Below are 13,533 nucleotides of genomic sequence, written 5' to 3'. Positions count from 1 at the left end.
GGGCATAGTAGGGCGGTAACAGCCGTAGCGATCGCCCCCGACGGGAAACGCGCCCTCTCTGGATCGTGTGATCAAACCCTGAAACTGTGGGATTTGGAGACAGGGAAGGAACTCGCCACCCGCTCCGGGCATAGTGACTGGGTAACAGCCGTAGCGATCACCCCGGACGGGAAACGCGCCCTCTCTGGATCGAGGGATGCAACCCTGAAACTGTGGTATTTGGGGACGGCACTGAACACCTTCACCAGGCATAGTAGGGCGGTAACAGCCGTAGCGATCGCCCCCGACGGGAAACGCGCCCTCTCTGGATCGCATGATCAAACCCTGAAACTGTGGGATTTGGAGACAGGGAAGGAACTCGCCACCCTCTCCGGGCATAGTAGCGGGGTAACAGCCGTAGCGATCGCCCCCGACGGGAAACGTGCCCTCTCTGCATCCTTTGATGGAACCCTGAAACTGTGGGATTTAGAGACGGGTCAGGAACTCGTCACCCTCAGTGGGCATAGTGACTGGGTAGCAGCCGTAGCGATCACCCCGGACGGAAAGTGCGCTCTCTCTACATCCTTTGATCAAGCCCTGAAACTGTGGGATTTAGAGACGGGTCAGGAACTCGCCATCCGCATTGGACATAGTGACTGGGTAACAGCCGTAGCGATCACCCCCGACGGAAAACACGCCTTGTGTGCATACTCGGATGAATTTCTTTTAAAACTTCGGACTCTGAAGGCTGGGAGGGAACTCGTCACCCTCAGTGGGCATAGTGACTGGGTAGAAGCCGTCGCGATCGCTCCCGACGGGAAACGCGCCCTCTCTGCATCGCAAGATAAAACCCTGAAACTGTGGGATTTAGAGACGGGTCAGGAACTCGCCACCCTCACCAGGCATAGTAACTGGGTAGAAGCCGTCGCAATCACCCCCGACGGAAAATGCGCCATCTCGGCATCGATGGATAAAACCCTGAAACTGTGGAATTTGGCGACGGGGGAAGCGTTAGCCACGTTTACCGGGGAAGCTGAGATGTCCTCCTGTGCGATCGCCCCGGATGGGGTGACGGTGGTAGCGGGGGACGAGTCGGGGCGGGTGTATTTTTTGCGGTTGGAGGGGGTTTAGGGAGCGGGGAGTGCGATCTGATCTCATCGGGGGGATTACCCATCAAAGCCGTGATAATCAATTTCTCCGCCGTTTTCAATTCACCACAGGCGATCGCAAGACTCGCCGCCATCCAACGCGCTACCATGGAATCGCGCAATTCCAGTGAGATCATGGTTTTTCACGAATCCTTCACCCCTCTCCCCGACCACACCCAACTTCCCTGCGAAGACGGTACATTCGTGAAAAATTTTCAGGAACATCCCCAAAGTATTCTGTTAACCGAATCCATTCAACTCGTTCTAGAGCAGATCCATCCCGACAGTCAATATTGCATCGGTCAAGATAGCGGTATCTATTGGCGGATCACAGACCCGCCGCAACGGGGCGCAGCAGCCCCCGACTGGTTCTATGTGCCGAATGTCCCCCCCGCCCTAGAGGGTCAATTGCGCCGTTCCTATGTGCTATGGCAGGAGATTATCCCGCCGCTGATTGTGATTGAGTTTGTGTCGGGAACGGGAGCCGAAGAGCGAGATAAAACCCCCTGGACCGGGAAATTTTGGGTCTATGAAACCGCGATCCGTCCGGCCTATTACGCAATCTACGAAGTCCAAAAGGCACAGGTAGAGGTGTATCAATTGGTGTCGAGTCGTTACCAGATCATGCCAGCCAACCCCGCCGGACGGTTTCCCATTGAGGAGTTGGGCGTTGAGTTAGGCATCTGGCAGGGACGCTATCAAAATGTTGAATTGCCCTGGCTGCGGTGGTGGGATGCAGAGGGTCATTTGCTGCTCTATGGTCGCGAACAAGCAAAACAGGCAAAGGCTGAGGCTGAACAGGAGCGTCAAAAAAATGAGCGACTCAGGGCCAAGTTACGGGAGTTGGGGGTTGATCCAGATACCCTGTGATCCGGGAGTGGCTGTCAAATCTTAGTTGCATGGGGCCATGTTTCGGCAATCTTGCCTGCTGCGCACGGGGAGACCGGTTACGCCGGAATCGTGTCGGCATCATCCCCATCGGTATCTAACTCTGGCCCCATGTCCGGAATCAGTGTTTCATCCTCATGGCCGGCGAGGGGACTATAGGCACTGAGGGATTCATGGATGCGATCGCCGTACAGTTCCAACTCCGGACTGTCAGGATCGATCACCGTCGCATCATCACTATGACCCATCGGCATTTCCCCTTCCGGCATCATCAGCGTATGGGCATCCGGGGGAGCGGCTAAATTCGCAATATAGTCACTGTCCCACGCATCGGGGAGAATCGGTCGCCCTTCTGCCACTTCAATCGATCCGGCGGTGAGGGGGGCTTGCTCTGGGTCAGTGGCTGGCATCATTGCCCCCGATGCCTGCACGGCTGACCCTTCCGTCATCCATTGCTGCTGTTCTGGGTTGAGGCTGACATTCACAACACAGGCATCGGTGAGGGTGGCTTGCCGGAGGACTGTGCCGGTGAGGTTCGCGCCGGTTAAATTCGCTCCTTCCAGGTTGGCGCGGTAGAAGTTGGCGTGGCTGAGGTTGGCACCGGTTAAATTAGCCCCTTGGAGGTTGGCTTGGGTGAGGTCGCTATGGGCGAGGTTGGCATAGCTGAGGTCGGCCTGTTGGAGATCGGCCCGATTGAGATCAACCCCTTGTAAATGAGTGCCTCGGAGGCGGGCGCGGGGGAGATGCACTTGGGGGAGGATGGGGCCGATGTGGGTTTGAATCTCGTCAGGGTTGAGCAGGGCGAGGCGATGGAGAAGATGGGCAAAGCGATCGCCCTCCCCTTGATCGGGATCACCGCCGGGATAGCAGGGGCTGCCGAGGCGTTGATTGAGGAGACAGAGGAGGACGAGGGTGTTGATCCCGACGATCGCTTCGATCTGTTCGGCATGGTGGGGATTGCCGCGATCGCGCAGGTCTTGATAGGTGCGGTGGGTTAACCCTTGGTCGCGCCATTGACTGCGGAGATAGGTGCGATAGAACGCATCGATCACACTGAGCAGATCCGGGAATTGAGCCGCTGGAAATTGCTCTAGGATTAGATTCCACAGGGGATGCGGGATGATCTGGGCCCCGAAAATGGGGTAGAGGTGAGCCGCGATCGCCGCCACGTCGGGCAGGTGCGAGCCGTGGGGAGCGTAGGGGGCGAGGGTGCGATCGCTAATCTGGCGCAGGTGATGGATCAGGGGATCGGCCATCAGTACCGGCACAAAGTAGGAATGGGACAGGGTGAGGGGGGAACCCTGCCGGAAGAGGAGCGCCGAGAGGGGGAGATCCACCGTCACCGCTGTGCCTTGCCAGGTTGCGAGCAGGGGCTGACGGAGGGGAGATGGATCGTAGGCCACACTGGCGAGGAGATGGGTGGCGATTTCGGTTTCAATCAGCGATCGCGACAACAGAAACCAGCGCCGTTCGAGGTGTCCCTCGCGATGGAGTCGCCCCAAGAGATAGAGCGACAGCGGCCACAGCGCCCAGGGTAACAACTGGTGTTTGCTTTTCCGAAAACAGCCCACCCCTTTCAGCAGGGAAAAATACTCATGGGATTTTGCCTTATCCGTCAGCATCGACCAGCGTTTAAACCACAATTGCCACCCGTCGCGGTCGAAGGGTTGCAGGGTGGCGGTGGAATAGGCGATCGCCCGCTGCCAACCGGGGGGAAAGGTGTCGGGGCGCGTTGTGAGGATGAATTTATGGCGATAGGCGGTCTGGTGATGAAACTGCTCCAACTGACAGAGAAACACCGCCACCGTATCAAAGGCATCGGGCGATCGCCGCAATTGATCCAACCCATCCAAAACCACCACACAATCGCGCTCGGCCCAAGGCACATCCCCCAGCACCGAGGCTAAGGTCGCTTCAAAATTCGCCCCCAACTGCACCCCATCCAGACAAATCCAGAGGGGTAACGCCATCTCATTTTCCAAATCCAGCGCTAACCGTACCATCCACTGCCGCACCGTCTGGCTTTTGCCGCTCCCCATTGGCCCCGTTATCACTGTAATCGGGGTGGTGTGGGGGCGTTCTTGCTTCAGCCATTGCGCCAACTCTAAGGGATGGCCGCCATCGGGTTGGACGTAGAGAGGAATACAGAGATCGCCGCTGGCAAAGGGTTCATCAAAGAGGGGCAGGCTTTGCTGCTGGAGAAAGTGAGCGCGGTGTTGTTCCGTGGCAATGCGATGGGGGGTGAGGGCGGCGGGATAGAAACGCTGCTGGATGGGGGTGAGGGGTTCGGGGTGGGTGAGGACTCGCGCCATGACGTGACCGGGCAGGGCGGCGATGATCCGATGGGCCAACAGTCGGGCTTCGGATTCACTGACTCCACTGGCTCCGAGCCAACTAATCGCGATCGTTTGCAGGTGTTGAACGTAGGGGGCTGCCTCCCACTGAATCAGGACTTGGACGGCTTCACTGTCGCCGAGGGTGTGGGTTTTGAGGGCGGTGAGGTAGGTGTGGAGGGTGACATCGGCGAGGGGGGTGGGTTGGGCGTGATCGGTGGGGAGATCGGCCCGGTAGAGCCAGGGGCGATCGCGCTCGGTTTCTTGGTCGAGAAATTGCCGCCAACTGTCGAGATAGGCGATCTGCACCCCCAGGCTAATCACAGCGGTGCGATCGCATTGCCGCTCATGCACCGGCCAGGCACAGAGGAGGGTCATCGTCAATTCAGCCACGGCGGCCAGGTGCGATCGCAACGTGCCCAACGGCCACTGCAACACCTCCGCCACAGGAGCTAAATCACTCAGACCAAGCTGTTGTTGCTGCATCGCTTGAATCACACGATGGCTCACCCCCTCCACAACGCGGCCAGGGTGTTGCAGTGCAGCCAGGGGAACCTGATGTTCAGCGAGCCACCGGTATAGAGAAAAGCTCATAACCAAAAGTCTCAGCGGGTAGAGGGCAATACAATCCCTTTTCATCCTAGCCGGAAGACTTTCCGTGCAAAGTCTGCCCCCGCTTCAGATATGCCGTAACTGTATGTGGATGCAAACCGCGATCAACCCTCAAAATCTGCATCCTGTGGACTTAGTCACAATGGCGCGTCTGTTCCGTTTCGTTGTGTTCCTTGAGCAGGGACGCAATCCGGCGACGAATCAGCAGGCCGGGCTTGTCGGTCATCATATGCTGCTCATATTTGGCATTGAGGGGCACATCATCATCGGTGGTTTCGAGGATGGCTTTATCTTCGAGGGTGACTTGACGATCAAACGCGATCGCATCCGCCGCCGCCGTTTGGGCCTCCGTATCGTTGCGCACACAGAACTGCACCATCTGCGATCGCCCATCCTGAATCGGAGTCATCGTATTCACCACCATATGGGTCAACCCATTGGGGTAATGAATCCGCAAACAACAGGTAAACGGCATAAACCAATCCATATCCAAATGCCGCACCGTCTGCCCCTCGTCCATTTGCAAATTCTTCTGCTGCAACTCCGGATTCACCACCCCCAACGTCGCCCGAATCTTCAGGCCGTAATCCGTCTCCTCCACCGCCAAAGAATCCGGAATCGGATGCTCCTCACTGCCAAACGTTGTGGTATGCACAAACGTCGGATGGGCCAAATCCAACTCATTTTCCATCACCCGCAAGCCCGCACAATTCCACGGCTCGTAAAACTCATGAATCACCCGATACCCCGGATCGCTCGCTTCGGGAATCTCCGGAATCGGCTGCAAGGGTTCCCCCAAACAAACCCACACATAGCCGTAGCGTTCCGTGCAGTGATAGGACGGAATCCGATAGGTTTTCGGAATCATCGTCTTGTCTTGCAATTGCGGCACTTTTTGACAGGTTCCCGTCCGGTCAAACTGCCAACCATGATAGGCACAGGTAATACAGCCATCCTGCACCGTCCCCAAGGACAACGCCGCCGATCGATGGCAACAGCGATCCGGAGCCGCTGCGGGCTGGCCCGCCTCATCGAGCCAAATCACGATCGCTTCTTGGAGCAGTTCAAACGCAAACGGCTCCGTTGGACTCAAGTGATCCAACGGCACTACGGGATACCAAAAATTACGGAAAACGGGCTGTTGTGTGACGAGCATAGGATTCAGTGCAATGGGTAAGGCGGTCAATTTTACGATTCAACCAGAGAGACAACAGGACAGCGATCGCCATCCCATCACCACCCAGCAAAATCTTGGCTGTATCTCATTTAGTCCGTATTGTAGAGAGTCCCCTAAGCGATACCGTATCCCAGACTACGATCACGCCACCCCCAACTATCTCTAGCAGAAAAAACACCCCCTCAAATACGTCCAAATCTATGATCTTTATCTTTTGTTACTGGCAGTGTAACGGAAAATAAATAATTTAATATGGATGTTGCACTGTGAGGATTTTGATTTTACCAAGTAATACCATCAACAAAGAGGTAGAACTTAGCGTTCAGCGTGTTTCGGGTTAATCCGGGTGACATACTGTATTGTCTGAAAGTAGTAAGATGAAAAAAATTATTTTGTATGGAGTGTTAACTATATGAGCACAGAAGAATTTGTTAGTGAAGTTGCCATAGACTGTTTGTTCAATGATTTTACAGGTAAAAATAAGATTGGAACGGCTCTAGGTGTACTTGCGCCCATGGCACTAGGTGTAGGTACGGGGCCTGTAGGTTGGGCTTTAATGGCAGTCGGAGGTTTGGCGGGAGCTGCTGGAGAATCTGCAACGAAGAAAGCCGCAACTTCTACAGCTCGTGGAGTTTCCTCAGCAGTCAAACAAAGTTCTTCTCTATTAAGTAATTTTGTCACTGGAGTTATTGATTTCTTTCGTGACGCAGAAGATTACTTTAATTTAGCTTTTGAGCAATATCAAAACGATGACTTTGATGGGGCATTAAATAATTTAAAAGAATCTCTGAAATGCGACCCAAATCATGCTCCAGCATATTTATTGCGAGGATTAATTAGCGAAGAGAAAGACGATCAAAAAAAAGCAATAGAGTATTATAGCATAGCAATACAAAAGGACAAGGATTATGCCATTGCGTATTTTCTGAGAGGTAATATCATGCTATCGGTTCCTCTGCCTGAAAAAGCACTAGATGACTTTTCAGCGTGTATCAAGTTAGAACCAAACGACGCAGATTATTATTTAGGACATAGCAAAGCCTTTTTGCTGCTGCAAGACTACGAAAATGCAATTTATAGCCTTACTCAAGCTATAAGTATTGACGATACTAATTTAGAAGCATACTTTTTGCGTGGAAGTGTATTTCACGAGCAAAAAGAGTTATTTAAAGCGATTGATGACTACAATTCAATTCTGGCTATCGACCCTGATTTCGTAGATGCGTATGATGAGTTAGGGCATTTGTATTTTACTCTAGAAGAGTATAATCATTCGATAGAGAGTTATACTAAAAGCTTAAAAATCGAACCTGATGATGAAAGTATTCTATTTGGTCGCGGTAAATCGTATTTTCTAAATGATTGCTACGAACAAGCAATTACCGATTTTACTTTGGCTCTGGAAAAAAGAAAAGATTTTAATATCAGTCAATTTTATAGAGGTTTAGCCTATGCATCTAGTGATAAATATAGTCAAGCAATAAAAGATTTCACCTATCTAATCAAGCATTCTGAGCTGGACGACAAAGAAGAAATTTATCTACAGCGAGGAAATAGCTATGTTGCAACTGGTCAATATCGAAAAGCACTAAAAGATTATTGCGAAGCTATCAAACGAGACCCTAACTATGCAGAAGCTTATGCTAACAGGGGGCAACTCCATAAATCAAAACAAGATATTGATTCGGCTCTTCAAGACTTCTCCAAGGCAATTAAGCTCTTTTATAAGGAGGGTGATTTAACTAGTGTCCAAGCATTACAAGCTGAAGTGAAGAAAGCAAAGCAAGAGATCAAGAAAACGCCTTGGTGGAATAAAAAAATATTTTAATACTCTTGGCAAGTTGATTCTGCTTGCTGGATTAAGGTTTCTCCTCTGAGATGGAGCGTGAACATGACCAATTACTGGGTAAGCCGGAGGGCCAGCCCATGCGGAGGGCTTCGGGGCAAATCGTTGTGACAGTTAATTGGCAATCGATGAGTTGAAATCCTTCGCGCTCCACTTGTTTGAGGCTTTGTTTGAGGATGGAATCATTGTTGAATTCCACCGTTTTATTGCACTGCACACAGACCATGTGATGGTGGTGATGGGGGTGGGGGCGGTGGAGTTCGTAATGTTTGTGACCTTCGGCGAGTTCGAGTTCGCGGAGGATGCCCATCCGGGCCATTAATTTAACGCTGCGATAGATTGTGGAGAGGCTGATCGGCTCGCCCCGCTGTTCGAGAGAGACTTGGAGTTCTTCGGCACTGAGATGATCCCCACGGGGCAGGTTTTGGAAAACATGGAGAATTTTCTCCCGCTGTGGGGTGAGTCGCCAGCCGCGTGCATTGAGTTCGGCCTTGAGCGTGTTGGCGGTATAGGGGAACATGGATTCTCAGAAAGCTTGACTTGTTGACAATGATAGAGGGTTTGGCTCCTGATTTGCAACATTTCCGAATGTTGATGAATTTTTGTATCGTGCGGCGCTGCTGGTGTGGAGGGGGAATGAGTTGCGAGTTGCGATCAAAAAGGGTTCGGAATTGATGGCATGGGGGGGGCGAAAAATCCGGCGATCGCTGCCTTAAATAAATGGCGCGATCTTGGCCGGAGGAGTGAGGCGATCGCACCCTGACCCATTTAAGGGCAACTGGTAACGACCGTAGGACTTCCATTGATCACGCTAAATCCTGTGTTGTAGGTTGCAACATCATTGAAATCAACAAAGTTAAATGTCCCTGTCGTATTGGTAATCGAAAGATCGCGATTGGCTGCGTTTTGACTATTGTTGTTTGTAAATGCACTCACACAGGCTGTGGGAGCACCTGTATCGGGGGTGTTGGTGACGAGATTGAAACTATGACTGCCCGCTTGGATGATGACGTTATTGGTGAGGGCAGCAGTGCCAATGGTTCCCGCATTGGAGGCCTGCATCGTGACCCCATGAAACTGTTGGGAGCGGACAGCGTTAGCGTTAATCGTGAGGTCGGTGAGGGTCGCGTCTTTGGCGAGGGCGAGGATACCATTCGCACCTGTGGCGGTGGTGAAGAGTTGATTCTGTGCAAGGATGGATGTGGTAATTTGACCGCTATTGCTGCCGAGGAGAGAGAGGGCATGCGCGTCGGTGCCACGGGTGGTGATGGTGTTGGTGGCGAGGGTAGCGGTGGTGATCTCGGCGGGGTTATTTTTGGCGGTGGCGAGGACGGATAGCCCGATCGCATCGGTTCCGGTGGTGTTGATTGTGTTGGTGTTGATCGTGGCAGTGGTGATGTTGCCATTGGCGGCGAGCACTTGGATACCGAGCGCTTTGGGGCCTTGGGTGGTGATTGTGTTGTGGGTGGCGATCGCATTTCCCAAGGTTGTGTTATTCAACGCTGAAACACTAATCCCCCGTGCCCCCTGTTCATTCGGGGCCGTCCCAGTCACCCCGCCAGCAGTGGTAATCGCGTTGTGAGTGACCTGGGCGGTGGTGAATGTGCCCCCGTTGGCTGTCACGTCAATGCCCAGGGCCGCCGCCCCGGTGGTGTTTACGGTGTTTTGTGTGATGGTTGCGGTGGCGGTGGTTCCGTTCGTTGCTGTCACCCCAATGCCATTCCCGGCTTGGCCCGTCGTCTGCACGGTATTGGCCGTTACACCCATCATCGTCAGGGTGGAATTATTCGTATCGACAAAAATTCCCTGGGCATTTTGACCGGTGGTGGTGACGGTGTTGCTGCTGAGGGTTCCGGCGGTGAGGGTGGAATTGTTTTGAAGGGCGATCGCCATACCATTGGCGCGTGCATTCGTCGTCGTGGCCTGGTTATTTTGGATCGTCACCGAGGGCAACGTGCTGCTCGTCCCGGCGAGGAGGGTGATTCCGTCGGCATCTGGGCCGGTGGTGCGGCTTTGGTTGCCCGTGACGGTCACTCCGTTGATTTTGCTGGTGTTATTAGCGGCGAGGTTAATCCCGGCGGCGTTCGTGCCGTGGGTGGCGATCGCATTATTCGTAATTGTTGCTTGGCCAAAGTTCTGGCTCTCGGAGGCAAAGGCGAAAATCCCATCAGCGTCATTCCCTTGGGTGGTGCTGGTGTTGCCGGTAATCGTCGCATCGGTTAAGGTGCTGGCTCTGGTGGCGAACACCATCATCCCCCGCGATTCGGCTTGGGTGGTGCTGACTTCGTTATTCGCCAGGGTGGCGTTGGTGATGGTTGACCCTGGATTCACACCGGAAGACGACGAGAAAACAGCGATCGCATTCGACTTGTTCCCGCCCGTGCTGACCCTATTGCCCTGAATCGAAGCCGTGGCAAGGGTTGACCCATTCGAGGCAAAGGCCATAATCCCCCCGGAATAGCCGGTGTTATAGGTATAGGCGGCGGGGGCAGTGCCGGGCAATGTGCCCCCCTGGCCCTGGGTGGTCACCGTGTTACCCGTAATCGTCGCCGTGCCTAAGGTACTCCCTTGGGATGCAAAGGCTAAGAGTCCATCGGAAAACGAGCCTTGGGTAGCAATCTGGTTGCCGCTAATCGTTACCGTGCCCAGGGTGCTGGTTTTAGAGGCAAAGGTCAACAGACCCGCAGCATAGTTATTTGTGGTGGTGATCCGATTGCCCGTGATCGTCGCCGCCCCCAAGGCTGAGGTTTGGGCCGCAAACGCCAACACCGCATCACTATTATTGCCGTGGGTGGTCACCTGGTTATTTTGAATCACACTGTGGCCCATCTGACTACCGGCCCCGGTGGCGAAGGTCAAGACAGCCGGGGATTCGTCGCCGCTGGTGACGATTTGATTCCTCGTGATCGTCACTTGATTAAACTGGCCGCCATTGCTGGGAAACGCAGAGATGGCGTTGGACTTGTAACCGGAGGTGGTGAGGGTATTTTGATCGAACGTGGCCTGGCCGATCGCAGCGTTATTTTGGGCAAAGGTGAAGGCTGCATTGGAGCGATCGCCCACCGTTGAAATCTGGTTACGTTCGAGCGTAATCGTTCCCACCCGACTCTTTTGATTCGCAAACACAAACAAACCATGGGATTGCTCGGCAGCGATCGCCGGTGTCGGTTGCGGCGTTAAATTATCGTTACTTTGCAGACCATCATTCGCCATCGTCCGGATCACATTATCCGTCAGCGTCACCGCTTCAACTCCACCCGCCGCCGTCCGAGTCCGCACATATACCCCATCCGCCCGTGTCCCCTGGGTGGTGATTGTGTTGCTGGTTAACGTGGCGGCGCTCAAGGTCGCGGTTTCTTGATTCACGGTGACACCGTGGGCCCCCGTTCGGCCCTGCTTCGTGTGGCCGGTGGTGGTGATTTGGTTGCCGAGCAGAGACACCCAACCCGTCACATTATCCAGTTGCACCCCACCCGCATCCTCGCCGCTGGTGGTGATCCGGTTCTCGCGGATGGTCAGGTTGCGCACCTGATCGCCCGTGACGGCATCGTCACCGCTGGGGGGTTGAATCGTAAACCCGGCCAGGTGCGAGTCGTTGCCCATCGCCACCGTGCCATGAATGCGGGGATAAATGCCGCTGTTGGACAGCGGTAGGGTGACGCGGCCAATTTCGTTGGTGTCGATCTGTTGATCGGGGCCGGTAGACCAGAGCCGGACAGCGTCGGGAATGGTGAGATCTCCGGCGGGCTGGCTCACATCCTGGACATAGATAATTGTGTTTTGATTGCTGGGGGCGACGGCGATCGCACCTTCAACAGTGCCAAACGGGGTTTCAAACTGACCATCCGCCCGACCTCCATTAGGATTGACATGGAGAAAATACCAGGGCTGATTGGTTTCGGGATTCGTGGCCACCACCGTACCTCGGAAGGCGATCACCGTTTGTTGATCGATCGCGATCGCATTGGTGCGTTGGGGCGGCGTAGTCAGTCGTGCCAGGGTTGCCGAGGAGCGGGACGGGTGCGATCGCCCTGCGCCCCCCCACGTCGCCCCCACCTGAAACGACAGCCGCGAGCCAAACAGACTATCCTGCTGCATCGTCAGACCCAGATTCAGAAAATCCACCGGATTCGCCGTCACCCGCATCCGATAGCCCAAGGCCCCCTCGCCCCCCGTCGGCTTGTAATAATACAGCCCGCCATAGCCGCGCACCTCCCCCGCCCCCCAATCAAACAAGCGCGTCCCCACTTCAAAATCCACACCCCGCGCCGCCGCTTCATAAATCTGCTGCTGCTCCAATACCAAATTCAGATCATGGCCGCGAAAATACCGCTCCTTGAGTCGTAACCCCGTATCCAACGCCACCTGGCGCGTTTTCCCCAGCGGCAAATAACCATTGAGACGAACATCCCAATCCCCCAAACTCTCCAGCCCTACCCCCAACTGCTGAAACGTATTCGCCCCCGTACTCTGCTGATCCAAGCCTAAATAGGCCCCCCACACCCGCTGCGGGCTGGCCAAGCGATACCCCAGCACCATCGTGCCGCCCCAATTATGATTAGCATCGCGGCGCAATTGACCGTAGGCATAGCCCAAACTCTGACCCGCCGACTGCCAGAGGGGATAAAACACATCTAATTCACTAAAGCTGCTGTAGCCATTGCCCGCACTGTTATAGCCCACCCCCACCTGAGGGCGGACGGCTTGAGGCGTGAGCAAATCAGCAGCCGCACCAGCGCTGATTTCACTGGCTGCGACATCCGGCCAAGACTGAGCGTGAGACGGCAGGGAAAAAAGGGTTACACCTGTTAAAACAAAACTCCAGTGCAATGGATTAACAGTCGTCGAGGTCATAGCTACCAGGCGTTAATGTTGATCTAATACTCAGAGATGCATGATTTCCTTTTCCCGTTCGTTGATTCTATGGGGGAGTCCGGATCAAATTCTTGACCAAGATTCGGGTTTACAGAAACTTTACTCAGGAGATCATCTTGTCTTTAAAGTCCTTATTTTTTGTGGAAAATTTATCGAGGGGCGATCGCTATCTGAGGACAGGACAAAGAATCGGGCTTGGGCTGAAACCCTGATAATTTCGTAGGTTAGGTAGAACAATAGCAAAACCCAACACGTGCCGTAACATCCATATTCTGGAGTGCGGGCATCTGGCCCGCTAGGATTCAGATAAAATAGGGAGCAGGATGCTCCCACCCCATCACAATCAAAATTCCGCCGTACATTTCAATGTTTGTCCTGTGCTCAGTTGATGAGAACCAATATTAACGTTTTATCTTGACCAGAAAAACGTTGGAGACCATCTAAAAAAATAGAAACCCCACTGAACAATGCTGTATGGCAATCCTATTTGATTCATGAACAGGCAAGGGGCTTAAGCCCCTTGTTGATGAGGAGAACTGAACAATGCTGTATGGCAATCCTATTTGATTCATGAACAGGCAAGGGGCTTAAGCCCCTTGTTGATGAGGAGAACTGAACAATGCTGTATGGCAATCCTATTTGATTCATGAACAGGCAAGGGGCTTAAGCCCCTTG

Annotated in this window: 8 protein-coding genes; 4 read left to right on the top strand and 4 right to left on the bottom strand. The window is 53.8% G+C overall.

Annotated elements, in window-relative coordinates; genetic code table 11:
• From PN477_RS11510 to PN477_RS11500, 3 genes are all read left to right on the top strand, one after another.
• Positions 1 to 1,110 (top strand): WD40 repeat domain-containing protein (locus PN477_RS11510; protein WP_272147293.1); only part of this gene is annotated, 1,110 nt, incomplete at its 5' end.
• Between the two features lie 10 nt (positions 1,111 to 1,120).
• Positions 1,121 to 1,258: a hypothetical protein gene (locus PN477_RS11505; RefSeq protein ID WP_272119365.1), complete on the top strand. Its 138-nt coding sequence runs from the start codon at positions 1,121 to 1,123 to the stop codon at positions 1,256 to 1,258.
• A 4-nt stretch (positions 1,259 to 1,262) separates the two neighbouring features.
• Complete coding sequence (locus PN477_RS11500; RefSeq protein ID WP_272119366.1) at positions 1,263 to 1,997, top strand: Uma2 family endonuclease; 735 nt, start codon at positions 1,263 to 1,265, stop codon at positions 1,995 to 1,997.
• A 77-nt stretch (positions 1,998 to 2,074) separates the two neighbouring features.
• Here PN477_RS11500 and PN477_RS11495 read toward each other — a convergent pair whose 3' ends face one another.
• On the bottom strand, positions 2,075 to 4,942 hold the full coding sequence (locus tag PN477_RS11495) for a pentapeptide repeat-containing protein (protein ID WP_272119367.1): 2,868 nt from the start codon (positions 4,940 to 4,942) through the stop codon (positions 2,075 to 2,077).
• A 151-nt stretch (positions 4,943 to 5,093) separates the two neighbouring features.
• Positions 5,094 to 6,116 carry an aromatic ring-hydroxylating dioxygenase subunit alpha gene (locus tag PN477_RS11490; protein WP_272119369.1) on the bottom strand — a complete coding sequence of 341 codons (1,023 nt, stop codon included), beginning with the start codon at positions 6,114 to 6,116 and terminating at the stop codon, positions 5,094 to 5,096.
• A 433-nt stretch (positions 6,117 to 6,549) separates the two neighbouring features.
• Here PN477_RS11490 and PN477_RS11485 point away from each other — a divergent pair, with 433 nt between their 5' ends.
• Positions 6,550 to 7,965 carry a tetratricopeptide repeat protein gene (locus tag PN477_RS11485; protein WP_272119371.1) on the top strand — a complete coding sequence of 472 codons (1,416 nt, stop codon included), beginning with the start codon at positions 6,550 to 6,552 and terminating at the stop codon, positions 7,963 to 7,965.
• 31 nt (positions 7,966 to 7,996) lie between these two features.
• Here PN477_RS11485 and PN477_RS11480 read toward each other — a convergent pair whose 3' ends face one another.
• Positions 7,997 to 8,503: a transcriptional repressor gene (locus tag PN477_RS11480; protein WP_272119372.1), complete on the bottom strand. Its 507-nt coding sequence runs from the start codon at positions 8,501 to 8,503 to the stop codon at positions 7,997 to 7,999.
• Positions 8,504 to 8,751: 248 nt separating this feature from the next.
• Positions 8,752 to 12,837 (bottom strand): beta strand repeat-containing protein, encoded by a 4,086-nt coding sequence (locus tag PN477_RS11475; protein WP_272119375.1) that lies wholly within the window; start codon positions 12,835 to 12,837, stop codon positions 8,752 to 8,754.
• Between the last annotated feature and the right edge of the window lie 696 nt (positions 12,838 to 13,533).

Origin of the sequence: Spirulina subsalsa CS-330 (assembly GCF_028330765.1) — a bacterium.
Lineage (GTDB): Bacteria > Cyanobacteriota > Cyanobacteriia > Cyanobacteriales > Spirulinaceae > Spirulina > Spirulina subsalsa_A.
This window is presented reverse-complemented; position numbering and strand designations above follow the sequence as displayed.

What these genes read in the sequence shown, in the direction of transcription:
- PN477_RS11500 (WP_272119366.1), top strand. Translation starts at nt 1,263, where the DNA reads ATGGTTTTTCACGAATCCTTCACCCCTCTCCCCGACCACACCCAACTT.
- PN477_RS11495 (WP_272119367.1), bottom strand. Translation starts at nt 4,942, where the DNA reads ATGAGCTTTTCTCTATACCGGTGGCTCGCTGAACATCAGGTTCCCCTG.
- PN477_RS11490 (WP_272119369.1), bottom strand. Translation starts at nt 6,116, where the DNA reads ATGCTCGTCACACAACAGCCCGTTTTCCGTAATTTTTGGTATCCCGTA.
- PN477_RS11485 (WP_272119371.1), top strand. Translation starts at nt 6,550, where the DNA reads ATGAGCACAGAAGAATTTGTTAGTGAAGTTGCCATAGACTGTTTGTTC.
- PN477_RS11480 (WP_272119372.1), bottom strand. Translation starts at nt 8,503, where the DNA reads ATGTTCCCCTATACCGCCAACACGCTCAAGGCCGAACTCAATGCACGC.
- PN477_RS11475 (WP_272119375.1), bottom strand. Translation starts at nt 12,837, where the DNA reads ATGACCTCGACGACTGTTAATCCATTGCACTGGAGTTTTGTTTTAACA.